The sequence below is a fragment of the Deinococcus aquiradiocola genome, assembly GCF_014646915.1.
In the GTDB taxonomy this organism is placed as follows: Bacteria; Deinococcota; Deinococci; order Deinococcales; family Deinococcaceae; genus Deinococcus; species Deinococcus aquiradiocola.
Genome location: NZ_BMOE01000002.1, coordinates 844 through 26,020, shown reverse-complemented (window position 1 = coordinate 26,020; position 25,177 = coordinate 844). Strand labels below are relative to the sequence as shown.

Here is a 25,177-nt window from a genome sequence, read left to right as displayed (position 1 = left end):
CATGCCCCCCATCCGTGAACTGAACTGGCTGCAGGTCGAGACGTACCTGCAATCCGACGACCGCTGCATCCTCCCGCTCGGCAGCACCGAGCAGCACGCGTACCTGTCGCTGTGCGTCGACAACATCCTCCCGGAACGTCTGGCGCTGGAAGCGGCCGCGCCGGGCGGCGTGCCGGTCTTCCCGGTCCTGCCGTACGGCGTCACACCGTACTTCCGGGCGTACCCCGGCAGTGTCACGCTGCGCGTGCAGACGTACCTGATGGTGGTCCGTGACGTGCTGGACGGCCTGTACGAGCAGGGCTTCCGCCGCATCCTGATCGTCAACGGGCACGGCGGCAACACGCCCGCGCAGGGCTTCACGGCCGAATGGATGGCCGACCATCCCGGCGCGCGCGTGAAGTTCCACAACTGGTGGAACGCGCCCCGCACCTGGGCGAAGGTCCAGGCGACCGACACGAACGCCAGCCACGCCTCGTGGATGGAGAACTTCCCGTGGACGCGCCTGCCGGGCGTCACCATGCCGGACACCGAGAAGCCCGCGCTGGACCTCGACCGGCTGCGGCTCCTCGCCCCCCAGGAACTCCGCGCGTACCTCGGGGACGGCAACTACGGCGGCCGCTACGAACGGCCTGACGCGGACATGCAGGCCATCTGGGACGAGGCGGTCCTCGAGACGCGCGCCCTGCTGGACGGCGGGTGGGGCGAGTGACGTCCCCGCAGGAGGTGCTGGTGTGGGGGGCGGGCGCGATCGGCGGAACGATCGGCGCGTACCTCGCCCGGAGCGGCACGCGCGTCACCTTCGTGGACCGCGACCCGGCGCACGTGGACGCCATCCGGACGTCCGGCCTGCACGTCACGGGCCCCATCGAGGACTTCACGGTGCAGGCCCCCGCGTTTCTGCCGCAGGACGTGAAGGGCACGTGGGACACCGTCCTGCTCTGCACGAAGGCGCAGGACACCCGGGACGCCGCACAGGCCCTCGCGCCGCACCTGCGCCCGGACGGGGTGGTGGTGAGCGTCCAGAATGGCCTGAATCCCCTGACCCTCAACGACGTGCTCGGTGAGGTGCGCGTGATGGGCAGTTTCGTGAACTTCGGCGCGGACTACCTGTCGCCCGGGACCGTCACGTACGGCGGGCGGGGCGCCGTCGTGATCGGCGAGCAGGACGGCACCCTCACGGACCGCGCGCGCGCCCTGCACGCCATGCTGCTCACCTTCGACGACCGCGCCGTGCTGAGCGGCAACATCTACGGCTACCTCTGGAGCAAGCTCGGGTACGGCGCGCTGCTCTTCGCGACGGCCGTCACGAACGACGGTATCGCCGACGCGCTCGCCCGCCCGGAGGACCGCGACCTGTACGTGGAACTCGGCCGGGAGGTGCTGCGCGTCGCGCTCGCGCAGGGCGTCACGCCGGAAGCGTTCAACGGCTTCGACCCGGCCGCGTTCCTGCCGCACGCCACGCGCACGCAGGCCGAGGCGAGCCTGGACGACATGGTGGCCTTCAACCGCCGCAGCGCCAAGACGCACAGCGGCATCTGGCGGGACCTCGCCGTCCGCAGGCGCCGCACCGAGGTGGACGCGCAACTCGGGTGGGTGGTGCACTTTGGCACGCGGCTCGGCGTGCCCACCCCGCTCACCACGCACCTCACGCGCCTCATCCACGAGATCGAGGACGGCCAGCGCGAACTGACGCACGGGAACCTGCAGGACCTGAAGGCGTCCCTTCCCGCCCGCGCGGGGGACGCGTGAAGTTCGACTTCGCCGGGCAGCGCGTCCTCGTGACGGGCGGCGCGCACGGCTTCGGGCGCGCCATCAGCCTCGCCTTCGCGCGCAGCGGCGCGCAGGTCTGGACCTGCGACACCAACGCGGGCGGCCTGACGCAGACGGCCGTCCTCGCGGAACAGGGAGGTCTGCCGCTGCGGACGCGTACCGTGGACGTGGGTGACCGCGCGGCCGTGCAGGCCCTCGTGGCCGAGGTGACGGCGGACGGGGGCCCCCTCGACGTGCTCGTGAACAACGCGGGCGGTGTGCTCGGCCAGGTGGGTCGGCCGATCGAGGAGATCAGCGAAGCCGACTGGCATGCCCTCTTCCGCGTGAACGTGGACGGCGCGTTCTACTTCGCGCAGGCGGCCGCCCCGCACATGAAACGCCAGGGGCGCGGCCGGATCGTGAACATCTCCTCCGGCGCGGGCCTCGGCGTGAGCCTGACCGGCATTCAGGCGTACGCGAGCGCCAAGGCCGCGCAGATTGGCCTGACCCGCCAGCTCGCGCACGAACTCGGCCGGCACGGCATCACCGTGAACACCGTCGCGCCGGGCTTCGTGCGCAGCAACCCCACCACCGAACGCCAGTGGGAGAGTTACGGCGAGGACGGTCAGCGCCGCCTGCTGGACGGCATCGCCCTGCGGCGCCTGGGCACGGCGGACGACATCGCGAACGCCGTGATGTTCTTCGCCTCGCCCGCCGCCGACTGGGTGACGGGCCAGGTGCTCAGCGTGGACGGCGGCCGGTGACGGCCCTCACGGACGTCCTCGACACGCTGGCCTCGCGCGCCGACGACTCGCTCGCGGACCTGCAGGCGTTCGCCGCCATTCCCAGCGTGAGTGCCGTACCTGCCCACGCGCAGGACATGGAACGCGCCTGCCGGTGGCTCATGGAGAGGCTGCAGGCCGCCGGGCCGCTCACCACCGAACGCTGGGCCACGCCCGGTCACCCGGCCGTGTACGCGGAGTGGCTCGGCGCGCCGGGTCAGCCGACGATGCTCGTGTACGGGCATTACGACGTGCAGCCGCCCGATCCGCTGGACGAGTGGCAGAGCCCGCCCTTCACGCCCACCGTACGGGACGGCCGCGTGTACGGGCGCGGCGTCAGCGACGACAAGGGACCGCTCCTGATCGCGGTGCAGGCCATCGGCGCGTGGTTCAGCGTGACGGGACGGCTGCCCGTCAACGTCAAACTGCTGTTCGAGGGCGAGGAGGAGGTCGGCAGCCGCCACCTGCCGGACCTCGTGCGCGCCAACGCCGACCGGCTCCGGGCGGACTTCGTGCTCAGCGCCGACGGCGGCATGTGGAGCGCCGAGCACCCCTCCCTCACCGTCCGGGCGCGCGGCCTGACCGCGCTGGAGTTCACGGTCACCGGTCCCGCCACGGACCTGCACTCCGGACGGCACGGCGGCAGCGTCCACAACCCCCTGCACGCCATCAGCGAACTCGTCGCGGGCCTGCACGACCGCGCCGGACGCGTCACCGTGGACGGCTTCTACGACGGCGTTCAGGACCGCCCGCCGCATGAGCGTGACGCGGTGCGCAGGCTTCCCTTCCACGACGACGCGTACCTCGCGCAGACCGGCGCGCCCGCCGTGCACGGCGAGGCCGGGTACAGCACCCTCGAACGCCAGTGGGACCGCCCGACCCTCGAAGTGAACGGCCTGTGGGGCGGGTACACCGGCGAGGGCAGCAAGACCGTCCTCCCCAGCCGCGCGCACGCGAAGCTCAGTGCCCGACTCGTGCCGGGCCAGGACCCGGACCGCGTCCGGACCCTGATCGAGACGCACCTGCGGACGCACACCCCGCCCGGCGTGACGCTCGACCTGCGGGAGGCCGCGCACGGCGCGCGCGCGTACGCCGTGCCGCACGACCTGCCGGGCCTGCAGGTGGCGAGGGACGTGCTCACGGACCTGTACGGGCAGCCGCCCCTGGAGGTCGGGATGGGCGGCAGCATCCCGATCCTGCAGACCTTCCAGGAGGTGCTGGGCCTGCACACGGTGTTCTTCAGCTTCGCGGTCGGCGACGAGGACATCCACGCTCCGAACGAATTTTTCCGCCTGCACCGCATTCAGGAGGGCCAGCGCGCCTGGGCGTCGTACCTCGCCCGGCTTGCCCGCCCGGAGGACCACCCGGCATGACCGTCTCCCCTCCCCCAGACCACGCGTTCCGGCAGCGGTCCGCTGAACTCAACGACCTCCTGTGCGTCCTGAACCTCCTGAACTGGGACGCCCGCACGCAGATGCCGCCGGGCGGCAGCGTCACCCGCGCGCAGCAGCTCGCGACCCTCACGGGGCTCGCGCGTGAACGCCTGCTCGACCCGGCCTACGAGACTGCTGCGCGTGCGGCACTGACGGCCCCCCACCCGACCGACCGGGCGGCACGGCAGTCGCTGGACGCCGTGCACGCCATGCGCCGCGTGCCGGACGACCTGACCCGCGATCTCGCCCACCTGCGTGCCGAGGCGCTGGACGTGTGGGTGCGCGCCCGCGCCGGGAACGACTTCGCGAGCTTCGCGCCGTCCCTGACACGCATGGTGGATCTGCACCGCCGCCTCGCGGACGCCCTCGGGCCGGGCGACCACCCGTATGACGCGCTCCTCGGCCTGTACGAACCGGGCCTCACCACCGCGGCCCTCACGCCCGTCCTGAACCGCCTGCGCGCCCATCACCTGCCGCTCCTGCAGGCCATCCAGGCGCGCCCCGCCCCGCGCACGGACTTCCTCACGCGCCACTACCCGGCAGCCCTGCAGCGCGCCTTCGCCCGCGCGGCCGCCGAACGCTTCGGGTACGACTTCGGACGGGGCCGCCTCGACGAGAGCGCCCACCCCTTCGAGATCAGCTTCACCCGGCAGGACGTCCGTATCACCACCCGCGTGCAGGAACACTACCTGCCCGGCGCGCTCTTCGGCACCCTGCACGAGGTCGGGCACGCCCTGTACGAGCAGGGCGTCCACCCGGACCTGACCCGTACCGCACTCGCCACCGACCTGCTCGGCCAGTACGCGGTGGGCGGCGCGAGCTACGGCACGCACGAGAGCCAGTCCCGCCTGTGGGAGAACCGCGTCGGCCGCTCAGCTGCGTACTGGGACCTGCAGTTCCCGGCGCTGCAGCAGACCTTCCCGGACCAGCTCGCGGACGTGGATGCCGAGACCTTCCTGCGCGCCGTGAACCGCGTCCAGCCCACCCTGATCCGCGTCGAGGCGGACGAACTGACGTACGACCTGCACGTCATGCTGCGCGTCGACCTCGAACGCCAGCTCATCGAGGGGACCCTGCAGGTCAGGGACCTGCCTGACGCCTGGAATGCCCGCATGCAGGCGGACCTCGGCCTGACCGTGCCCGACGACACGCGCGGCGTGCTGCAGGACATCCACTGGTCGGCCGGCATGATCGGCTCCTTCGCGACGTACACGGTCGGCAACATCATGGCGTCCCAGTTCCACGACGCCGCGCAGCGCGCCCTGCCCGACCTGGACTCGGACCTGCAGCGCGGCGAGTACGGCCCGCTGCGCGACTGGCTCACCCAGCAGATCTACCGGCACGGCCGCACGTACACTCCGCAGGAACTCCTGCAGCGCGTCACGGGCGGACCGCTCGACCCTGACCCGTACCTCGCCTATCTCAGCGGCAAGTTCAGCAACCTGTACGGCCTGCCCGCCCCCACCCCGGAGAACCCTCCGCGCCCCGCACCCCAGGAGACCCCATGACGCACACCACCCTCCCCCAGTCCGGCACTTCGTCCGGCCCGCTGTCCGGTCAGGTTGCCCTCGTGACCGGCGCGTCCAGCGGCATCGGCGCCGCCACCGCCCTCAGCCTCGCCCGTGCCGGGGCCAGCGTCGCCCTCGTCGCCCGCCGTGCCGACCGACTCGAAGCCCTCGCGGGCCAGATCCGCGACCTGGGCGGGCAGGCCGAGGTGATCGGCGCGGACCTCAGCGACCAGACGCAGGCGCGCGCGGCCGTGCAGACCACCCACGAGCGCCTCGGGCGCCTCGACATCCTCGTGAACAACGCCGGGCTGATGCTGCTCGGCCCGGTCGCCGGGGCGGATCCGAGCGACTTCACCCGGATGCTCGATCTGAACGTCCTGGCCGTCATGACGCTCACGCACGCTGCCCTGGATGTCATGAAACCCCAGGGGACCGGGCACGTCGTGAACATCTCCAGCGTCTCCGGACGCGGCGCGAGCCCCCTCAGCGCCGGGTACAGCGCCACGAAATGGGCGCTCGGCGGCTTCAGCGAGGGCCTGCGCCAGGAGGTGAGACTCGACGGGATCCGCGTCACGGTCGTCGAACCGGGCGTCGTCGCCACCGAACTCACCGACCACATCACCCACCAGGGCACCAAGGACACTTACGAGTCCCGTATCGCCACCATGACGCCCCTGGAAGCCGAGGACATCGCGGCCGCCGTCCTGTACGCCGTCACGCAGCCGAAACGCGTGAACGTCAACGAGATCCTGATCCGCCCCCTCGACCAGGGCTGAACGGGAGCGCCGACCGGAACCCGCCGTTGCGCAGACGGCGGGTTTGCCCTGTCCAGGTGGGAACGGGCGTGGGGCGGAATCCGACGTATCCAGACCTTGGATACGTCCTCCACAGATCCAGCAGCCCTGGATTGTTCACCGCACTATCCAACCCCTGGATAACCCGAACAGCTCGGTACTTGGACGGGGAAGCTGATGTCGGTCGTGACCGACCGTTCCTTCATCCCTTGCCGGGCAGGTATTCCCCGACACGGTGCACCACCTTGGTGACAGTCACGGAGTTCAGCCAGACGCGGCCCGGGCCGGTGAGGCGGGCGAAAAACAGGCTCTCACCGCTGAACAGCAGATGGCGTATCCCCTTCATCCGCCGGGTGGCGAAGTCGACGCCGGGGTCGAACATGGCGACGGGCCCCGGTTCGACCAGCATCTGCTCGCCGGCCTTCAGGTGGTACTCGATCGCGTCGCCGTCCATCTCGACGAAGGCCATGCCCGGTCCGGTGAGTTTCTGCCGCACGAACCCGTCTCCACCGACCTGCCCTGCCCTCAGACGGCGTGTGAAGGTCACGGCCAGCTGCACACTCGACTCCGCGCACAGAAACGCGTGCTTGTGGGTGACGATGCTCTCCCCCGCCTCGAGTCCCAGGGGCACGACTTTGCCCGGAACGTCGGCGCAGAAGGCAGCCTGTCCCTGTGACGCCGTGCTGAGGTGAATCAGGAAGGCGGTGCCGCCACCGAAGGCCCGGCTCAGGCCGCCCAGCAGTCCCCCTGCATGTTCGTGGTCATGGTCACGGTCGGCGTCATCCACGACCATCCTCCGGCGTCCGTGAAGACGCCATGCTGTGCGTTCAGGTCGAGCAGCACGGTGGGCTGCACCTTGCCGACGATCCGGGAGCGCAGTCCACTGCGGGCCACACCGTTTTCCTCAGGAGGGGTGGGCAGGTCTGGAATCCTGTCCCAGCGTCAGGGACGCGCGCCCTCTTGGCAATCCCGCGGCCAGCCTGCCGCGGGCGCCGACGGCCCACGGCGAAATGACCATCCGGGACGGCTCCGCCAGATGACGGATGCGTCCGTGGCCGTCCCGCGCTACGCTGCCGGTGACGATCCGGCCATCACCGTTCAGCGGCTCGGCGTCCGCCCGAAGCCCATTCAAAGGACGCACCGACTTGACCCGTTTCACCCCCTGAAGGAGCCGTTCCGAGTCCAGGCCCGCAGCTGCCGGGCCACTCATTCCTTTGGAGGTCAGGTTGAGTCTTTCCCTTCACGAAGTCGCCCGCGTCATCGGCGACCAGCCCCTCTTCACGCACGTCACGCTGTCGGTCGCACCCGGCGAACGGCTCGCCCTGATCGGCGAGAACGGCAGCGGCAAAAGCACCCTGCTGCGCGTCATGGCAGGCCTGGAACCCCCTGACGACGGCACGGTGCGCCGCGAGGGACACGTCGCCCTCCTCGAACAGCTGAACGCTGACCTGCACGGCACCCTGCAGGACGTGGCACTTCCCCCCGAACTGCGCCGCGCCGCAGATGACCTCGGCCGCGCCACTGCCGCACTGCCTGGTCGTGCCGCCGGCACACTGGAGCGGTTCACGGCTGCCGAGGAACGTTACCGCGCCCTCGGTGGATACGAGGCCGCCGCCCGCACGGCACGCGTGCTGGCCGCCCTGCACCTCGACCCGGACGGCGACCCCGCCCGGCTGTCCGGCGGCCAGGTGCGGCGGTTGATGCTCGCCCGTCTGCTGCTCACCCCCGCCGACACCTACCTGCTCGACGAGCCGACCAACCACCTCGACGCCAGCAGCACGGCCTGGCTGGAAGCCTGGGTGCGCGCGTCCCCGAAGACGTTCGTGATCGCCAGTCACGACCGCGCGTTCCTGGACGCCGTCAGCACCCGCACCGCCGAACTGGAGCGAGGCACACTGAGCGTCTACCCGGGCGGGTACAGCGAAGCCATGACCGTCAAGGCCGAGATGTGGGCCGCCGCCGAACGACAGTACCGGGAGGGGAAACGCCAGCGCGCCGCCCTGGAAGCCGAGGCGCACCGCCGGCAGAGCAAAGCCAGGAGCGCGGGAACGCACAACGCCAGGCGTGCCGGTGACGGAGACAAGCTGCTCGCGAAAGGCAGGACCCAGAACGCGCAGAACGTCAACGCGAGCCGCGCCAGGGCCCTCGAACAGCGAATCGAACGTCTCGAACCGGTCCCGAAACCCTATGACGACCACCGGACCCTGAACTTCGACCTGCCGCCCGTCCCGCCCGGCCCCTCGGACGTCCTGCGGATTCACGCCCTCCGCGTGGAACGCGCGTCACACCGCGTCATCCGTGACCTGGACCTCCACGTCCGGCGCGGCGAACGCTGGGCCCTGCTGGGTGCGAACGGGGCAGGGAAATCCACCCTGCTGTCCGTCATCCGCGGTGACCTGCCGTACCGCGGCGAACTGCACCTCGGACACGGGGTCCGCGTCGCCTGGACCGGACAGCAGCATGAGGAACTGAACGGACTGGAGACGGTACGGGACGCCCTGCTGGACGCCAACCCGAACCTGACGCATCATCAGGTGTTTGAACTCGCGGCGCGCAGCGGCCTGACCGGCGGGCCGGGACAGCCGCTCTCATCCCTGTCGGGCGGTGAACTCACACGTCTCGGCCTTGCCCGGCTGAAGGTCACCACCGCGCACCTGCTGCTGCTCGACGAGCCCACCAACCACCTCGACGTTCGCGCCATCGAGGCGCTCGAAGCGCTGCTGCTCCATTTTCCCGGCGCCGTCATCCTCGCCAGTCACGACCGCCGCCTCGTGCAGCGCGTCACGACCCGGCACCTCACCCTGAACGCAGAGCCTCTCCCCTGACCATCCACAGGAGCGGGTTCAGGTCGGTCGGAGACGGAAGAACCGGCGCTAGCGGCCGATCCAGGTGGCCGTGCCCAGCTCGCGGTCCGCGGTTTTCGCGAGGTTCAGCAGGGCGGACGGAACACCCGGATCTCCGAGGTAGTAGCGGATCTTCTTGCGGCGCGCTCCCTGCCGGACCTCGACGCTCGCGTACGGCAGATCGCTCACTGACATGGCGAGGTACTCGTCCCGCAGCGAGAAGAAGTTGCTGGCCTGCACCGCCTGACGCAGGCGCACCAGATTCCCCTGACCCACGCTGGCCTTCAGCGGCCCGGTCACCTTGACCCAGCGTTCACCGTTCCAGTCGACGGCACCGTTGCCGTTCACGTGGACGGTGTACATGGGGCACGTCCCGAAGCAGGATTCCCGGGTGAGCGTGAGTTCGAACGCGTCAGGCGACGCGTCGTTCCCGCCAGCGAAGACGGAGGTGGTCAGGCAGAGCAGCAGTGCGGCAGGAAGTCGGTTCACGCCCGTCATTCTCCCCGACCCGCCCGCCACGAAGATGAATGCCTGCCCCCAGTCTCCTCAACGTCCTGCTGGCAGGAGAGACAGACTGACCCGGACGGGGATGCTGAAGGGCCGGCGCGGACCTGATATCCACCGATCCTCAACTCTTCCATAAGGGGCACCCCTGACGCCCGTGCTGTACTTGATCGTATGAGCCCCGACACGTCCAGTCCATTCCAGAGTGCCCTGATCGTCTTCAACCCCAAGAGCGGTCAGGGGGACAGCGGCGTGGAGGACTTCGCGCAGCACCTCCGGGACGCGGGCGTCCGTGTCGAGATGCGCGAAACGACGGCGGAAGGCACGCCTGACGGGTATGTCCAAGGCCTGGAGGGCTTCGATGCGCTGGTGGGTGCAGGTGGTGACGGGACGGTCAGCAGTCTCGCGTACGCGGCCCGCTCATTCGGCAAGCCGTACCTCGCCTATCCGGCCGGAACCGCGAACCTCATCGCTCAGAACCTCGACCTGCCCGACACCCCCCGCGAACTGGCAGACCTCTTCCTGTCCGGCCGCACCCTGACGCTCGACCTGGCCGAGCTGAACATTCAGGACGACACGAAGGGCTTCGCGATGCTGGCAGGCCTCGGGGTGGACGCGGCCATGATCCGCGACAGCGAGGAGGCCAAGGGCCGATTCGGGGTCGGCGCGTACCTTATCAGTGCACTGAAGCAGATCAACCCCGAGCAGGCGGAGTTCACGCTCACGCTGGACGGCGAGACGCGCACCGTGGAGGGGATGGGCGTGATGGTCGCGAACTTCGGACTCGCGAACTTCCGCGTCCCGATCACCGGTGACGTCAGCCCTGCGGACGGCAAGCTGACGGTCATCGTGCTGAAGGGCGGCAACCTCGCGAGCCTGCTGCCGACCCTGATCGGCAGTGTTCGGGCGAAGCTGAACCTGGGCGACCCGGACCTCGGAAGCAACCTGGAGCGCTACGAGGCGTGCGAGGTCACGGTCCGCGCCAGCAAACCACTGCCTGCGCAGTACGACGGGGAGACGCTGGACGGCGAGGTGCAGGAATTCCGCGCGAAGGTCCTGCCAGGAGCCGTACGCTACATCACGGCCACCACCATGACGGACCTGACGACCTGAATCTCACGGGAGTCTGCCCCGGACGTCCTGCCGCCCGCGCCGCCCTCGTGGTGACGCGGGCGGCTCTCGTCTCTATCACGCGCTTCCGGCTGGCTGAGTGTCCATCGTGCGTGCTGGCGCTTTGCTGCTCGACGAGACGTCTGGCGCCTGGCCTGGGTCGACACCCGTTATCCAAGGTTTGGATAGCCTCGTGGGCGGTCCGGGTGAGGGGTGGCGTGGGTCCTGACGGCCGCCGGACTCGGGCCATGTCCTGGTTATCCAAGGTTTGGATGGTTCGAGAACCTCGGGTGGTGGCCTCGCTGCATCGCCGCCTCCGCCGCTCTGCTCTGTCTGTCGGGACGGGGGGTGTGCCGTCCCGGATCAGAGGTCCACGAGGTACAGGGCGGGTTCGCCGTGCATGTCGCTGGTGAACAGGACCTGCCGTTCGTCCGGTGTGAACGACGGGTGCGGGTGCGTCACCTGTCGGCTGCCGAGATGCACCCGCCAGCTCGAGTGGTGCCCAGCCAGTGGACGGCAGGTGCGGGCGTTCAGGTCGAAGAGGTACAGGTTCGTGTCCGGCTCAAATCGGTGTGCTTCGGCGTTGGCGACGTCCTCGGGAGGGCCGCTGCCGTCCCCGACCAGCAGTGTGCCGTCGTGGTTGCTCATCAGGTGAGAGCAGGGTGGCATGGTCATCAGCGTCTCGTTGTGGAGGGTGTCGGGCTCGGCCGCGCAGATCCACCGGTCGCGTGAACCCTCCCGGTACAGCACGTAGATCAGGCGGGACCCGTCCGGGACCCAGAACTCGTGCGTGCAGGACTCCCCGTCGGCCTGCGTCCTCACGGGCCGCGCGTGTCGGCCGTCCTCGTCGATCAGCCACATGCGCTCCCGCACCAGATCGTGCGGTCCCTCGTGGCAGTACGCGACGGTCGCGTCGTGGTGCGGGCGGTACATGGGGTGCCCGAGCCAGCGGGACTCCTCGCGGATCACCTGCGCCTGTCCGGTCTGCAGGTCGATCACGATCAGTCGACAGCGCGGGCGGCGATGAAAGGTGGCGCGGAACCCGGCCCAGTCGTCCAGTGGGAGCAGGTCACCCTCCACCACCTCGATGGCGACCATGCGGGTGCAGCCGCTGTTCGCGACCCAGGTGCCGTACCCGCGCCTGCCAGGCGGTACGGTGTACACGACGCGTTCTTGCAGCGTGGCGAGGTCCACGCACCGCAGTTCCCGCCCGCCCTTCACGTAGTACGCGGACTGGTCGTCGGGACTGAGGAAGCACCCGAAGGTGTTGTCACCCTCCCCTTCGGTCAGCTGCCGCGCCTGCGATACGTACAGGTCGAGGAGGTACAGGTTCCAGTGCCCGTCGAAACGTCCGCCGAACAGCAGGTGCCGACCGTCCGAGGTGAAGCAGCGCTGATAGAAGTAATTGCGGTGACAGGTGACGTCCGGCGGGGTGAGGCGCGTCACGCGCGCGCCCGTGACCGGGTCGTGGGAGGTGTGGGGCGTCAGGGGGATCAGCTGGCCTTTGGGCACGGGTTCGCTCACGGGGGGTCGCCCGGACGTGGGCATCGGCGCGCGTCCGGGGAGGGGGCGGTGGAATGGACCTGTCCTGCGCGCCGGGTCGGCCCGGGTCGGCGCAGGGGAACGGGAAGCGGGTTCAGTCGGGCGGCCCGACGAGGTCCTCGCGGACCGGCGTGAACATGTCGAGCAGCTCTCCGGCCGCCAGAGCGAGCGCTTCGTGTTCGGTCCCACCAGGGATGGCAAGGCTGTCCCCGGCGTGCAGGACGTGAGGCGTGTCGCCCAGCACGAACCGGAAGGAACCGGTCAGGATCAGGGTGAGCTGCTCGTGCGGGTGGGTGTGCCGGGAGCCCCGCGCGCCCTGCTCGAACCGCACCTGCATGGCCATGAGCTGCTGCCCGCGCGCGACGAGTCTGCGGGTCACGCCCGGCTCGGCGGGAGTCCAGTCGGCGCCCAGGGTAAGGGGCGGAGCGGGAGAGGTGTCAGTCATGCGGGAATCTCCGGGGGGTGAAGGCGGGGAGGGATGGCGCCGCGGTGACGGATGGCGTGCGCGGCGACCGCGTGTGCCCGCCTGGCCGCGTCTGCTTCGTGCGCGCCGTGCAGGACGGCGTGCAGGTACGCACCGTTCCAGGCGTCCCCGGCACCGGTGGTGTCCAGGACGTCCGGCACGGGCGCGGCAGGGACGCGGCCCACGTCGGACAGCCAGGCACCGTTTGCCCCGGCCTTCAGGGCGACGTGCGGGACGAGCGCCGCGAAGGCGCGGGCGGCGTCTGCCGCGCAGGGTGTGGGCTGGCCGAGCAGGGCCGTGTCGGCCGGGAAGGATGGGAGCAGCAGGTCAGTGAAGGGGAGCAGGTCGTGGAGTGCGGCGCGGGCGGCGTTCAGCCCGCCGCGTTCGGCCCACAGGGCCGGGCGGTAGTTGGGGTCCAGCGCGATGAGCGTGCCGTGCCTGCGGGCGAGTCGGGCGGCGTGCAGCGTGGCGGCCTGGGCACTGGTGCTGATCGCCTGGGTGATGCCGGACAGCAGCACGGCGCGGCTGGAGGCCACGGCGTCCTCGTGCACGTCCTGAGGCGCGATCCGGCTGGCGGCACTCCCGGCGCGGCGGTACGTGAATTCTCGTTCCCCGCCGGGCAGGAGGCTGATGAAGTACACGCCGTTCTCTCCTTGCACGAGCGGCGCGTGCGTCAGGTCGAGGCCCTCGTCCTGCCACGAGCGCCGCAGGGCCGCCCCGAAGGGGTCGTCGCCGACGTGTGTGATGAACGCGCAGCGGCTTCCCAGTCTTGCTGCACTGACGAGGGCGTTCAGGACGTCACCGCCGCTTGCCCGGGTCAGGTGCGGGGCCTCGCCGAGCGGCTGGTCGGCGCGCAGCTCGACCATCCCTTCCCCGAGGCCCGTCAGGTCCAGCGGGCGCGGTCCGGGCAGCGGCAGGGTCACGCGCGCGCTCCGGTCGCGGCCACGCCTCGGTGGCCTGTCAAGGCGACGCCCGCCTCCTGCAGGGCAGTGCGGGTGGCGGTCTCGACGCCTTCCCAGTCGCCGCCGTTCATGGCGGCCCTGGGGTACAGGTTGCTTCCCAGGCCCGCCGCGAGCGCGCCCGCCGCGAGGTAGGCGCCCACCTCGCGCGGCGGAATGCCTCCCGTCACCATCACCTGCAGGTCCGGCAGCGGGCCGAGCAGGTCGCGCAGGTACGCCGGACCGCCTGCCGTGCCCGCCGGAAAGAGCTTCACGGTCCGCGCGCCGAGCCGTACGGCCTGCACGATCTCGCTGGGCGTCAGGACGCCCGGCAGGTACGGGACGCCCGCCTCGCGGGCCACGGCGAGCACGTCCTCTCCCAGGTGCGGACTGATGAGGAAGGTCGCGCCCGCCGTGATCGCCGAGGTCGCCTGCACGCCGGTCATGACGGTGCCCGCCCCGAGCGTGACGTGCGCGGGAAGCGCGGCCCGCAGTTCGCGCAGCGCGTCCGTCACGCCGGGCGTGGTGAACGTCAGCTCGATGGCGCTCAGGCCGCCACGCACCGACGCGAGCGCCGCCTGGACGGCCGAGTCTGCCGTGGGGGCGCGCAGCACGCCGACCACGCCGCAGGCGCGCAGCACGCCGGCGATGCCGTCCGGGTCAGCGGGCGAGCCAGCCACCGTCCACCACCAGCACGTGTCCGTTCACGTAGTCGCTGGCGGGCGACGCCAGGAACACGACCGGCTGAGCGAGGTCGGAGGCGGTGCCCCACCGTCCGGCCGGAATGCGGTCCAGGATGGCGCGGCTGCGTTCCGGGTCGGCGCGCAGGGCGGCCGTGTTCGCCGTGTCGATGTAGCCGGGCGCGACGGCGTTCACGTTCACTCCGCGTGCCGCCCACTCGTTCGCGAGGGCCTTGGTGAGGCCCGCCACGGCGTGCTTGCTGGCCGTGTACGCGGGCACGCGGACGCCGCCCTGGAAGGACAGCAGGGAAGCGACGTTCACGATCTTGCCGTGCCCGCGCGTCAGCATGCGCGTCCCGGCGGCGCGGCACAGCCGCCAGGTGGCGTGCTGGTTGACGGCCGTCACGGCCAGCCAGTCCTCGTCCGGGTGGGTTTCGGCGTTCTCGCGGCGGATGATGCCCGCGTTGTTCACGAGGATGTCCACCGGGCCCAGTTCAGCTTCGGTCCGGCCGATCAGGTCGACCGCTCCGGCCTCGTCCAGCCGCGAGAGGTCCACCTGCCATTCCGAGAAGCGTCGTCCGGCCGCCCTCACCTCCTCGCCGGTCCGGGCGCCGCTGCTCGCGTGCATGGTGATGGCCACGTCCGCCCCGGCCTGCGCGAGGGCCACCGCGAGCGCCTGTCCGATCCCGCTGCCGCCTCCCGTGACGAGGGCCACCCTGCCGGTCAGGTCGAAGGGGCCGGGCGTCACATCATCCCCACGGTCTTCTGCACCCAGCCGACGTCCGGGTCGAGGCTCGCGCCCTGCGTGCGCCCGTCGCCCGCCAGGAACCACAGGTAGTAGCTGCTGTACCCGGGCGCGCCCGTGTAGGTGTGATACCCGTGCGGGATGGACAGCAGCGTGTCGTCGCGCACGGTGTACGTCTCGTCGTAGCCGCGCTCGGGGGAGTAGTGGCGCGTCAGGCCCCAGCCTTCCCTGCTGCTCACCCGGAAGTAGTACATCTCCTCGTGGCGTTTCTCGGTGCCCGAGTCCTGTTCGTGCCGGTGAGGGGGGTAGGTGCTCCAGTGTCCGCTGGGCGTGATCGTCTCGCCCACGATCAGGCGACTGGCAGGCAGACCGTTGGGCGCGACGAGGATCTCGCGGAAGTGCCGCGCGTAGTTCAGGGTGCCCCACTGTCCGGTGTGCACCTGTTCGGGCCGGATCTCGTAGGGGGCGGTGTCGAGGTCGCTGGGCGCGGACGGCAGGGCGGCCTGGAAATCGGTGAGGGCGGTGACGGTCCACGTGTGCCCGCGCGGGACGTACACGCTGTGCGGCAGGCCCGCGAACACGCTGGCGCGTCCGCCCACCCACTCGAAGGTCCGGTCGCCCACCTGCACGGTGGCGCGGCCGCTCAGCGCGACGAGCAGCAGTTCGCGGTCGCCGGAGGTGCCGCTCACGCGTTCGCCCGCCGCGAGGTTCAGTTTCGCGAAGTTCAGCAGTTCGCAGGCGTCGTCCTGCAGTGCGTTCAGGCCGGGTCGTGACGGAACGGTGTGGAAGTACTGGGTCATGGTCGTCCTTTACTTGAGGTAGCCGTTCGCCCGGAGGGCGGCGGCGGCGTTCTTCTCGTACGCCGTGAAGTTCAGGCCGTTCAGGCCGTCCTGGAATGACTTCCAGCTGCTGTCGTTCAGGGGCCGCTGCCCCAGCACGAACTGCACCAGCGATTCCGACACGTACCGGTCGATGTCCGCCTGGTTCGGCGCGGCGGGCACGACGAGGTCGCCGCTGCGGTCGATCCAGTTGTTGCGGCGCTGCGTGAACGCCAGCAGGTCCGACAGGCTCACGCTGCGCCCGTCGCTGTAGCGCGCGGTGGCGTAGCGGGCCTTGAGTTCTTGCGTGGAGCCGTTCAGGGACAGGTACTTGAGCTGCGTGTCGGTGAGGCGTTCGGTGGCGTTGCGGTTCGTGACGGTCGGGACGCCCTTCACGAGCGTGTAGTCCAGGCCCTTCGTGCCGAACACGAGCTGCATGTATCCGGGACCGCTGTTCGCCCATTCCAGCAGTTTCGCGATGGCCTGTCCCTTGCCGGCGTCCATGGCCTTCCTGGACACGACGAGCAGCGTGCCCGCGTTCGCGTACGTGCCCATGGAGCGGTGGTTGCCTGGACCGGTGGGCGCGGCGATGAAGGTCGCGTCGCCCCTGGGGTTGTTGGCGTCGAAGTTCTTGAAGCCCGCGTTGAAGCCGCCGACGCTCTCGAAGAACATGCCGCAGCGGCCCTGCTGCCAGCGGTTGCGCAGGTCGCTGCGTTTCATGGTGGCCCAGTCGGGGTCCATGACGCGCGCGTCCACGAGCTTCCGGACGTACTCGGTCGCCTGCCGGTAGGCGGGGCTGCGGAGGTTCGCGGCGAAGGCGGTGCCGTTGCGGTAGTTCCAGGTGCCGGGCACGCCGTACGCGCCGTAGATCCACTGGAAGTGGTTGCCCAGCCCGAGGCTCGGGAAGATGCCTGAGTTGTCGAAGTCGATCACGCCGCAGTACCCGTAGGTGTCCTTGCGGCCGTTGCCGTCCGGGTCGCGTTCCGTGAAGGCGCGCGCGACGTTCAGGAAGTCCTCCAGGGTGGTGGGTGCCCTGAGGTTCAGCCTGTCGAGCCAGTCCTGACGCACCATGATGCCGTACTGGCGGCTGAGCGCGGCGGGTTCCTGCAGGCCGTACATCTGGCCGTTCTCGTTCACGAGGCCGTTACGGGTGGTGCTGCTGTAGCGGGCGCGGGTGCGTTGCGGCATCAGTGTGAGAAGCGGCCCGACGGGCGCGATCTGCCCCTGGCGGATCAGCTGGTAGAAGAGGGTGCGGTTGCGGATCTCGAACAGGTCGGGCAGGCTGTTGGCGGCGGCGAGCGCGCCGATCTTGTTGTCACCGTCCGCGCCGGTGGGGATCATGGTGAATTTCAGGTTCGCGCCGGACGCGGCCCGGATGAGGTCCGCCGTCTCCCAGCCGCTGCCGGGGGCGGGCGCTTCGGGGTTCGCGGCGTACAGGGTGACGTTCAGGTCGGCGGACTGCGCGGCGGCCTGACCGAGAACGGCACTGCCGAGCGAGACGAGGACGGTGAGGGCGTGCAGGGTACGGGTCATGATGCTCTCCTTGCAGGACGGGGGGCGGCGGGCCGGGGCGGTGGGTGCGGTGCGGGCGAGGAGCGTCAGGTCATCCCTTGACACCTCCGGACAGGGTGCCGGACGTGAAGTACCGCTGAATCCACGGGTACACGAGCAGCATCGGCAGGGTCGTCAGGACCACGGCCGCCATTTTCAGGGCGTCCGGCGGGGCGGTGGTGGTGGCGGCCGCGTCGACGTAATCGGCGGAGTTCAGGCCCGTCAGGATGTCGCGCAGCACGACGGGGAGCGGCATCATCTTGCTGTCCGACAGGTACAGCAGCGGTTCGAAGAAGCTGTTCCACTGCGTGACGGCGTAGAACAGCCCGACGGTCAGCAGGATCGGTTTGGAGAGCGGCAGCACGATGTGCCACAGCACCTGCAGGTCGTTCGCCCCGTCGATCTTCGCGGCCTCTTCGAGGCTCTCGGGAAGGTTCTGGAAGAAGTTCTTCATGACGAGCAGGTTGTAGACACTGACGGCGCCGTGCAGGAGGAGCGCCCAGTACGTGTCCACCAGGTGCAGGTCCCGCACCACCAGGTACAGTGGGATCAGCCCGGCGTTGAACAGGAACGTGAACAGGATCATGCCGGTCAGGAACTTGCGGCCCGGCAGGTCCGCGCGGGAGAGCGGGTACGCTGTCGCGACGGTCAGCAGCATGCTGAGCAGCACACCCGTCACCGTCAGGAACACGCTGACGCCCAGGGCACGCAGCAGCGCGGGCTGTTTGAGCAGCTCGGCGTAGGCGTTCAGCGACACGCGCAAGGGGAGGAGAGTGTTCGTCTCGCCGAGGGGTGTGAGACTGACCGACACGACGTACACGAGTGGGAGGAGCGTCACGAGCAGCACGGTGATCAGGAAGGCGTTCACGCTGCGGTCGAAGGCGGCGTCACCTCTGCGGCGGATTCTGGTCATGCAGGCACCTCAGTACAGGCCCTGGCCGGCGTAGCGGCGGGCGACGCGGTTCGCGACCACGATCATCAGCAGGCCGATCAGGCCCTTGAAGAGCCCCACGGCGGTCGCGAGAGAGAACTGGAAGTTCTGAATGCCCTGCCGGTACACCCACGTGTCGATCACGTCCGCCACCGAGTACACCGGCAGCGAGTACAGCACGTAGATCTGGTAGAACCCGGCGTCCAGGATGTGCCCCAGGCGCAGCAGGGTCACGAGCACGATCACGTCCAGCATGCCGGGCAGCGAGATGTGCCGGATGCGCTGCCAGCGGGTCGCGCCGTCCACCTCGGCCGCCTCGTACAGCGAGGGGCTGATGCCGATCAGGGCCGCGAGGAACAGGATGGCGCTCCACCCGGTCTCTTTCCAGATGTCGCTGAAAATCACGACGAACCGGAACCTGCCGGGGTCCGTCAGGAAGTTCACGGGGTCCAGCCCGGTCGCCTGCAGGCCCCGGTTCACGAGGCCGCTGCTGGGGGACAGCATGGCGAGCAGAATGCCGAACACGATCACCCACGACAGGAAGTGCGGGAGGTACGTGACGGTCTGCGTGAAGCGTGCCAGGCGCCCCCGGGTACTCTCGTGGATGGCGACGGCGAGCACGATGGCGGGCGGCAGGCCGATCAGCAGTTTCGCGAAGGAGATGAGAAGCGTGTTCGTCATGAGCTGCGTGAAGTAGTACGAGTGGAAGAACTGCGTGAAGTTGCCCAGGCCCACCCAGGGGCTGTGCAGGATACCCTGGACCGGCTGGAAGTCCTTGAAGGCGATCTGGGCGTTCCAGAGCGGCCAGTACCGGAAGACCACGAACCAGACGAGGCCCGGCAGTAGCATCAGGTACAGGCCCCGGTGCCGCCAGGCGCGCTGCAGGCCGCGTTGCCTCGCGGTCGCGCGTGCGGCGGTGGGGGAGGGGTGGAGCACGTCTGTCATGGGTGGGGCCTCCTGTGGGGACGTGAGGGCCCATCACCGGTGCTGGCGGGCTCCGGCGGCAGGCGGGTGAGGTGGAGTGTGGCCGGCCGTGACGGGGCGGGCAGGGGGGGCGTGCGGGAAAACGCGGGGCCGGGATTCGGAACGCGGCGCGGAGGTGTCCTCCACGCTGCCGGGTGGGGTCAGGTCGTGCGGGGGGGCGCGGTGCTGTCGCGGATCACGAGTTCGCTGTGGTGGTCGAGCTGCGTGCCGCGAACGTCCTGCCCCTGGAAGGCGGACGCGAGGAGGTTCAGGGCCTGCTCGCTCATCTGACGGATGGGGTGACGGACGGTGGTGAGGGCCGGGTGGCTCTGGCTGGCGGTGGCGATGTCGTCGAAGCCGACGACGCTGATGTCCTGCGGGACGCGCAGGCCCCGGTCCTTGACGGCGTCGAGCGCACCGAAGGCCGTGGCGTCGCTGGACGCGAAGATGGCAGTGGGCGCTTCCTTCAGGGCCAGCAGTTCGTGCGTGGCCGTGAAGCCGCGCCGCTGCGTGAAGTTGCCGGGGCGGATCAGTTCGGGGTCCAGCAGCCCGCGTTCACGCATGGTGTCCCGGTACGCGCGCAGTCGTTCCTGCGCCTGCGTGGACTCCACCGCGCCCGCCACGAACCCGATGCGGGTGTGTCCCAGGCCGAGCAGATGTCGGGTGGCGGCGCATGCGCCGTGGTACGAGTCGGCGCGGACGTTCGGGAGGTCGGTCTTCGCGCCGAAGTGACTGATGAGCACGATGGGCGTGCGGCTCTTCTCGAGGATGGCGAGGTGAGCGGCGTCGTCGGTGGGGACCACGATGATCACGCCGTCCGCCATGCCGCCCGTGAGGGCGGCCACGCGTTGCCGTTCGCGTGCAGGGTCGCGGCTGGTGGTGAAGACGCCCAGGTCGAGGCCTGCCTCGCCGGCCGATTCGGCGGCGGCGCGGGCGAGTTCCGCGAAGTACGGACTCATGAGTTCGGGGATCACCATGCCGATCAGGTTGCTCCGCGCGCCGCGCAGGCTGCGGGCGGCGGGATTGGCGATATAGCCGAGGTCCTGGACGGCCCGGAGGACACGCGCACGGGTGTCGTCTGAGATGCGTCCGGTGTTGTTCAGTGTTTTGGACACGGTGACGGCGGACACGCCAGCGAGACGGGCGACGTCCGCGATGGTGACGCGTGAAGTCATGGGGGCTCCTGTCGGGGCGGCCCAGGCCCCCCGAACGGTTGGGTTAACGATTACCCAAACTGTAACACCCGTCCCCGCCCCCGTCAACGCCTCCAGGTGCACAGTGCCCTGGCAGGCTCACCCCCTACACATACATGCCCGAGTCAGGATCCTGAAAGAAGCGGACGGTAATGATCTCTGCAGGACACTTGGCCCTTTTCCCGCGCACGCGCGGCAGGCCGACGACCTCCCACGGATCTCGGCGGCGCACCCCGGCCGCAAGCACCACCCACCCGACACCAGACATCCCCGGACGGAGGCGACCATGAGCCCGACCCCCCATTCAGCCGCACCTACACCCACGAGTCCAGGTACGCCCCACTCCGCGACACGAAGAACGCCCGGCGCCTCACGCGCGGTCCGCGCCCTCCTGAAACGGACGGTGCTGGCCGCCGCCACACTCGCGCTCACGGGCATGGCAGGCGCATATCAGATCGTGGGCGACGCGTCCGCCACGGCCACCACCTGGGGCGGCACCATCGGCACCTACCAGACGACAGCCGGCAACTACGCGGGCGGCACCGCCTCCGCCACCTTCCGGTCGTCGCTCGTCACGACCGTCACGGCCAGCAAGGACACCGGCAACAACCAGAACTCCGTGTATGTCGGCGACGCTTCCGGAGCGACCACGACCCTGAAAGATCCCATGTCCACCCGTGCGGGCGCAGGCTACACCGCCTTCTCTCCGACCTTCACACCCGCGAACGTCGAAGGCCTCTATGTCGTGACCAACGCCCTCAAGCAGGACGGGAGCTTCACCACCAAGACCGTCACCGACTCCACCAACCCCGCGAACACGCAGACAGTTCGCGAGAAGGACGACCCCACCTGTTACGGCGCCACCGGCGCGGCAGGCAGTACCGGCAGCTGCCTGCGCGGCACCCTGACCGTCACTTTCAGCCGCCCCGTCACCAACCCCGTCCTGCACATCACCGGCGTCGGCGGGAACGCCCGGCGCACCAACGACGTCTGGGGTGCGGCCACCCGCCTGCGGCTCCTCACGGGCGGCGTCACGGTCACGCCGGTCGGCACTCCTACCAACCTCGCCGTCACCACCGTGTCGGGCACCCCGTCCATCGGCGTGACGAGCTTCGGTTCCGGCACACTGGTCGCGACAGGCACCGGTACCCCGCAGGTGAACACCTACGACATCATCCAGGGCACCTGCACCCCGGCCGCCGGCACCACCTCCGCCGGCTGCGGAAGCTTCAGGTTCACGGGAACCGTCTCGCAGCTGCAGTTCGAGGTGCGCCTGGAAACGAAGAAGGTTGTCGCCGCCACTTCGACCAACACCCCCTACCCTTACGCGCTTTACTCCGGGCCGCCCGGCAGCACGGTCGACAGCGGCCCGACCGCAGACGCCGTCAACCTGGCTGTCAGTGTCGACGAGGACTTCGGGGACGCCCCGGCGAGCTACGACCCGGGGGCCGCCGCGAGCCACGTGATCGGGGACCTGAAGCTCGGTGCGACGGTCGACGCGGACAACACCGGCACTCTGAACGGCGGGACGGCCATCACGCCCAGTCCGAACGCCGTGGCGGCCGGGGCGGACAACACCGGCACGAACGGTGACGGGGCGGACGAGGACGCCATCACGACCTTCCCGGCCCTCGCCGCCAACGACACGGCATACAGCCTGACGGTCCCGATCAGCGGCGCGAGTCAGTCCGGACAGGTGTGCGGATGGGTGGACTTCGGGCGCAACGGGACCTTCGACACGGGCGAACGCGCCTGCTCGGCCTTCGCGTCCGGCGCGACCAGCGTGGTGCTCAACTGGACCGGCCTGACCGGCCTGAGCGCTGGCACGAACTACGTGCGCCTGCGGGCCAGTTACGACACGGCGGGCGTGCAGTCCCCGACCGGCCGACTCGACAGCGGTGAGGTGGAAGACTACCGCCTGACCATCAAGGCGGCGCCCACCGTGACGCTGAACAAGTCCGTGGTCAGCCGTGCGGCCGCGGCCGATCAGTTCACGGTGCAGCTCAAGAACGGCGCGGCCGTCACGGCGAGCGGCACGACCAGCGGAGCGGGCACGACGGCCGGGACGGGCGCCGTCACGGTCCTGAGCGGCACGGCGTACACCCTGACGGAAGTCATGGCGGCCGGCCCGTCGCCGCTCACGTACTACGACACCGCCGTGACCTGCACCAACAGCACGGCCGGGTCCAGCACGGTCCTGCCGAGCGGGGCAGGGCAGAGCTTCACGCTGACCCCCGCCGCGGGCGACGCCATCACCTGCACCCTCACCAACACCGCCAAACCGGACCTCACCATCACCAAGACGCACACCGGCACCTGGACGAAAGGCGATCTCGCGCGCACGTACACCCTCACCGTCACGAACAGCGGCGTGACCGCCACCAGCGGCACCGTGACCGTCGTGGACACGCTCCCCACCGGCCTGAGCGCCGTGTCCATCGCCGGGACCGGCTGGACGTGCGTGAAGAGCACCCTCACCTGCACCCGCAGCGACGCCCTCGCGGCCGGGGCGAGCTACCCCGTCATCACGGTCACCGTGGATGTGGACACCACCTCGCCCACGGCCAGCACCAGCGTCACCAACCAGGCGACCGTCAGTGGCGGCAACGAAGGCAACACCACCAACGACACGGCGAGCGACGTGACTCCCATCGCGGGCGCGCCGGGCGGCACGACCGGCACCTGCTCGGCGTACACGAACGCCAGTCCCACCAACCTGAACTTCAGCGGGGCAGGCACCCTGGTGTCCGGCACGGCCAACACGGCGGGCGCCGTGTACCGTTTCAGCAACGTCGCGACCGGTATGGACGCGCTCGTGACCGTCAACTCGGTCAGCGCCACGAGCGCCACCCTGCTGCAGGGCGGCCTGAGCGCCAACCTCACCGCGAACGGCAGCGCGTCCGTCGAGTACCGCGTGGACCTCGTCCTGTCCGGGACATCCACGCCTGCCGCACCGATCGACGTCTTCCTGTACTCCTTCGACATCGACGGGCTCTCCACCAGCAACCCCCTCAGCGACTACGCGGAGTACGTCGGCCCGAACAGCGTCTTCTACAACTCTCCCACCCGTCTCGCCCTGACGTCCGGCACGCGCGGCGCACAGAGCAGCACCTACCTGGGGTACAACGACCCGAACGGCAACGACCCCCGCAACGCGCTCGGCGCGGTGTACCTGGACGTGAACAGCTTCGTGCTGCGGGCAGGCTTCTCGGGCGGCACGTCGAACGCCTCGCGCGGCGTGACGTTCGACGGAAAGACGAGCAACTCCGCCCTGTTCACGCAGATCGCCTGCAGCGACCTGGCCCCCCGCACCACCGACCTGAGCATCACCAAGGCCGGACCTGCCGTCGTCACGGCCGGTACGACCGTCACGTACACTCTCACCGTCACGAACAACGGACTCGGCAAGGCGGATGGCGCGACCTTCGCCGACACCGTGCCCGCCACCCTCACCGGCGTGACCGCCACCTGCGGCACCCTCAGCGGCGGCGCGGCCGGATGCAGCGCGAGCGTCAGCGGCAGCACCGTGACGGGCAGCGTCGCCACCTTCCCGAGAAACGCGGCCGTGACCGTCACCGTGACCGGCACCGTGCCCGCCAACGCCTCCGGATCGCTCAGCAACACCGCCACCGTCACCGCGCCCACCACCGTCAGCGACACCAGCACCGGCAACAACACCAGCAACACCGTCACCACCGCCATCAACGTTCCGCCCACCGCCGTGAACGACACGGGCACGACGGCGGCCGGCGTGGCGAAGACGTTCAGCGTGACCGGTAACGACACGGACGCCGCGCCCGGCACGGTCAACGCGGCCAGCACGGTCTTCGCGGCCACCGGGCAGCCTGCGGGCAGCACGCTCAGCAACGGCAACCGCACCCTCACCGTTCCGGGCGAGGGTGTCTACACCCTCGACAACACGGGCAACGTGACGTTCACGCCCGCCCCCGGGTACAGCGGCACCACCACCCCCGTCAACTACACCGTCCAGGACGACCAGGGCGCCACCAGCAACGCGGCCACCCTCACCGTCACGGTGACGCCTGTCGCCACCAGCGACACCGCCACCACCGCGCCCAGCACCCTGGTGAACGTTCCCGTCCTGAACAACGACCTCGGGACCGGCAAGGTCCTCACCAGCCTGCTCTTCCCGGCGACAGGACAACCCGCAACCAGCGTCGTCAGCAACGGCGGCAAGACCCTGACCAACGCGGATGGCGTGTACGCCATCCGGACCGACGGGACCGTCGACTTCACCCCGGCCCTCGGCCGGACCGGCACCCTGAACCCGGTGCTGTACACCTTCGTGGACGCGGCCGGACAGACGAGCAACCCGGCCAGCCTCACCGTCACGGTCAGCGCCATCACCCCGCCGGTGGCCGTGAACGACAGCAAGACCACCCCCAGGAACACGCCCGTCGCCCTGGAAGGCGCGACGAACGACACCGCCAGGACGCTGCCCATCGACACCACCTCCGTGATCCTGACGGCGGGCGGCACCGTCAGCAACGGCGGCAAGACCCTGACGAACGCCGAGGGCACGTACACGGTGCAGGCGAACGGCACGGTGATCTTCACGCCGGTCAGCACCTTCGCGGGAACGACCACGCCGGTCAGCTACACCGTGAAG

At 70.0% G+C, this 25,177-nt stretch carries 22 protein-coding genes; 9 read left to right on the top strand and 13 right to left on the bottom strand.

Going from position 1 to position 25,177, the window contains the following annotated elements; all coding sequences use genetic code 11:
- The first annotated feature begins 1 nt into the window (after nucleotide 1).
- The 6 genes from IEY33_RS04085 to IEY33_RS04060 are packed head-to-tail and all read left to right on the top strand — an operon-like array spanning nucleotide 2 to nucleotide 6,248.
- Nucleotides 2–709 (top strand): creatininase family protein, encoded by a 708-nt coding sequence (locus IEY33_RS04085; protein WP_188961006.1) that lies wholly within the window; start codon nucleotides 2–4, stop codon nucleotides 707–709.
- Nucleotides 706–1,749: a ketopantoate reductase family protein gene (locus IEY33_RS04080; RefSeq protein WP_188961005.1), complete on the top strand. Its 1,044-nt coding sequence runs from the start codon at nucleotides 706–708 to the stop codon at nucleotides 1,747–1,749. Before IEY33_RS04085 ends, IEY33_RS04080 begins: the two co-directional genes overlap by 4 nt.
- Nucleotides 1,746–2,513, top strand: coding sequence for an SDR family NAD(P)-dependent oxidoreductase (locus IEY33_RS04075; protein ID WP_188961004.1), 768 nt, complete (start codon nucleotides 1,746–1,748; stop codon nucleotides 2,511–2,513). Before IEY33_RS04080 ends, IEY33_RS04075 begins: the two co-directional genes overlap by 4 nt.
- Nucleotides 2,510–3,904, top strand: coding sequence for a dipeptidase (locus IEY33_RS04070; protein ID WP_188961003.1), 1,395 nt, complete (start codon nucleotides 2,510–2,512; stop codon nucleotides 3,902–3,904). Before IEY33_RS04075 ends, IEY33_RS04070 begins: the two co-directional genes overlap by 4 nt.
- Nucleotides 3,901–5,472, top strand: coding sequence for a carboxypeptidase M32 (locus IEY33_RS04065; RefSeq protein ID WP_188961002.1), 1,572 nt, complete (start codon nucleotides 3,901–3,903; stop codon nucleotides 5,470–5,472). The genes IEY33_RS04070 and IEY33_RS04065 overlap by 4 nt, the downstream gene beginning before the upstream one ends.
- A complete protein-coding gene (locus IEY33_RS04060; protein WP_188961001.1) occupies nucleotides 5,469–6,248 on the top strand; it encodes an SDR family oxidoreductase in 780 nt (259 codons plus the stop codon). Before IEY33_RS04065 ends, IEY33_RS04060 begins: the two co-directional genes overlap by 4 nt.
- Nucleotides 6,249–6,468: 220 nt before the next feature.
- Here IEY33_RS04060 and IEY33_RS04055 read toward each other — a convergent pair whose 3' ends face one another.
- The gene (locus IEY33_RS04055; protein ID WP_188961000.1) at nucleotides 6,469–7,053 is read right to left on the bottom strand and encodes an AIM24 family protein; all 585 of its coding nucleotides are present in this window, start codon (nucleotides 7,051–7,053) and stop codon (nucleotides 6,469–6,471) included.
- Nucleotides 6,993–7,160, bottom strand: a complete 168-nt coding sequence (locus IEY33_RS04050; RefSeq protein WP_188960999.1) for an AIM24 family protein — start codon at nucleotides 7,158–7,160, stop codon at nucleotides 6,993–6,995. The genes IEY33_RS04055 and IEY33_RS04050 overlap by 61 nt, the downstream gene beginning before the upstream one ends.
- A gap of 332 nt (nucleotides 7,161–7,492) precedes the next feature.
- Between IEY33_RS04050 and IEY33_RS04045 the strand changes: the two genes are divergently transcribed.
- Complete coding sequence (locus IEY33_RS04045) at nucleotides 7,493–9,091, top strand: ABC-F family ATP-binding cassette domain-containing protein (RefSeq protein ID WP_188960998.1); 1,599 nt, start codon at nucleotides 7,493–7,495, stop codon at nucleotides 9,089–9,091.
- Between the two features lie 48 nt (nucleotides 9,092–9,139).
- Here IEY33_RS04045 and IEY33_RS04040 read toward each other — a convergent pair whose 3' ends face one another.
- Nucleotides 9,140–9,598 (bottom strand): DUF6438 domain-containing protein, encoded by a 459-nt coding sequence (locus IEY33_RS04040; RefSeq protein ID WP_188960997.1) that lies wholly within the window; start codon nucleotides 9,596–9,598, stop codon nucleotides 9,140–9,142.
- 189 nt (nucleotides 9,599–9,787) lie between these two features.
- Here IEY33_RS04040 and IEY33_RS04035 point away from each other — a divergent pair, with 189 nt between their 5' ends.
- A complete protein-coding gene (locus IEY33_RS04035; RefSeq protein ID WP_188960996.1) occupies nucleotides 9,788–10,726 on the top strand; it encodes a diacylglycerol/lipid kinase family protein in 939 nt (312 codons plus the stop codon).
- Nucleotides 10,727–11,086: 360 nt separating this feature from the next.
- On the opposite strand, the gene IEY33_RS04030 is transcribed toward IEY33_RS04035, so the two are convergent.
- The 10 genes from IEY33_RS04030 to IEY33_RS03985 form a co-directional block, all read right to left on the bottom strand.
- The gene (locus IEY33_RS04030) at nucleotides 11,087–12,247 is read right to left on the bottom strand and encodes an oligogalacturonate lyase family protein (RefSeq protein WP_306415595.1); all 1,161 of its coding nucleotides are present in this window, start codon (nucleotides 12,245–12,247) and stop codon (nucleotides 11,087–11,089) included.
- Nucleotides 12,248–12,359: 112 nt separating this feature from the next.
- Nucleotides 12,360–12,710, bottom strand: coding sequence for a cupin domain-containing protein (locus IEY33_RS04025; RefSeq protein ID WP_188960995.1), 351 nt, complete (start codon nucleotides 12,708–12,710; stop codon nucleotides 12,360–12,362).
- Nucleotides 12,707–13,651, bottom strand: a complete 945-nt coding sequence (locus tag IEY33_RS04020; protein ID WP_229670754.1) for a sugar kinase — start codon at nucleotides 13,649–13,651, stop codon at nucleotides 12,707–12,709. The genes IEY33_RS04025 and IEY33_RS04020 overlap by 4 nt, the downstream gene beginning before the upstream one ends.
- Nucleotides 13,648–14,346, bottom strand: coding sequence for a bifunctional 4-hydroxy-2-oxoglutarate aldolase/2-dehydro-3-deoxy-phosphogluconate aldolase (locus tag IEY33_RS04015; RefSeq protein WP_229670753.1), 699 nt, complete (start codon nucleotides 14,344–14,346; stop codon nucleotides 13,648–13,650). Before IEY33_RS04015 ends, IEY33_RS04020 begins: the two co-directional genes overlap by 4 nt.
- Nucleotides 14,327–15,094 (bottom strand): 2-dehydro-3-deoxy-D-gluconate 5-dehydrogenase KduD, encoded by a 768-nt coding sequence (gene kduD / locus IEY33_RS04010; protein ID WP_188960994.1) that lies wholly within the window; start codon nucleotides 15,092–15,094, stop codon nucleotides 14,327–14,329. Before kduD ends, IEY33_RS04015 begins: the two co-directional genes overlap by 20 nt.
- A complete protein-coding gene (gene iolB, locus IEY33_RS04005) occupies nucleotides 15,091–15,891 on the bottom strand; it encodes a 5-deoxy-glucuronate isomerase (RefSeq protein ID WP_188960993.1) in 801 nt (266 codons plus the stop codon). The genes kduD and iolB overlap by 4 nt, the downstream gene beginning before the upstream one ends.
- Before the next feature lie 9 nt (nucleotides 15,892–15,900).
- Nucleotides 15,901–17,442 carry a type 2 periplasmic-binding domain-containing protein gene (locus IEY33_RS04000; RefSeq protein WP_188960992.1) on the bottom strand — a complete coding sequence of 514 codons (1,542 nt, stop codon included), beginning with the start codon at nucleotides 17,440–17,442 and terminating at the stop codon, nucleotides 15,901–15,903.
- A 70-nt stretch (nucleotides 17,443–17,512) separates the two neighbouring features.
- Nucleotides 17,513–18,373 carry a carbohydrate ABC transporter permease gene (locus IEY33_RS03995; protein WP_229670752.1) on the bottom strand — a complete coding sequence of 287 codons (861 nt, stop codon included), beginning with the start codon at nucleotides 18,371–18,373 and terminating at the stop codon, nucleotides 17,513–17,515.
- Between the two features lie 9 nt (nucleotides 18,374–18,382).
- Entirely contained in the window at nucleotides 18,383–19,336 is a 954-nt protein-coding gene (locus IEY33_RS03990) for an ABC transporter permease (RefSeq protein ID WP_229670751.1), read from the bottom strand.
- A 179-nt stretch (nucleotides 19,337–19,515) separates the two neighbouring features.
- Entirely contained in the window at nucleotides 19,516–20,529 is a 1,014-nt protein-coding gene (locus IEY33_RS03985; RefSeq protein WP_188960991.1) for a LacI family DNA-binding transcriptional regulator, read from the bottom strand.
- 454 nt (nucleotides 20,530–20,983) lie between these two features.
- On the opposite strand from IEY33_RS03985, the gene IEY33_RS03980 reads away from it, so the two are divergent.
- Nucleotides 20,984–25,177 (top strand): beta strand repeat-containing protein (locus IEY33_RS03980; protein WP_188960990.1); only part of this gene is annotated, 4,194 nt, incomplete at its 3' end.

Bases quoted from the DNA above. Each gene is read 5' to 3' on its own strand.
- IEY33_RS03995 (WP_229670752.1), bottom strand. From the start codon at position 18,373: ATGACCAGAATCCGCCGCAGAGGTGACGCCGCCTTCGACCGCAGCGTG.
- IEY33_RS03990 (WP_229670751.1), bottom strand. From the start codon at position 19,336: ATGACAGACGTGCTCCACCCCTCCCCCACCGCCGCACGCGCGACCGCG.
- iolB (WP_188960993.1), bottom strand. From the start codon at position 15,891: ATGACCCAGTACTTCCACACCGTTCCGTCACGACCCGGCCTGAACGCA.
- IEY33_RS04060 (WP_188961001.1), top strand. From the start codon at position 5,469: ATGACGCACACCACCCTCCCCCAGTCCGGCACTTCGTCCGGCCCGCTG.
- IEY33_RS04085 (WP_188961006.1), top strand. From the start codon at position 2: ATGCCCCCCATCCGTGAACTGAACTGGCTGCAGGTCGAGACGTACCTG.
- IEY33_RS04025 (WP_188960995.1), bottom strand. From the start codon at position 12,710: ATGACTGACACCTCTCCCGCTCCGCCCCTTACCCTGGGCGCCGACTGG.
- IEY33_RS04035 (WP_188960996.1), top strand. From the start codon at position 9,788: ATGAGCCCCGACACGTCCAGTCCATTCCAGAGTGCCCTGATCGTCTTC.
- IEY33_RS03985 (WP_188960991.1), bottom strand. From the start codon at position 20,529: ATGACTTCACGCGTCACCATCGCGGACGTCGCCCGTCTCGCTGGCGTG.
- IEY33_RS04065 (WP_188961002.1), top strand. From the start codon at position 3,901: ATGACCGTCTCCCCTCCCCCAGACCACGCGTTCCGGCAGCGGTCCGCT.
- IEY33_RS04000 (WP_188960992.1), bottom strand. From the start codon at position 17,442: ATGACCCGTACCCTGCACGCCCTCACCGTCCTCGTCTCGCTCGGCAGT.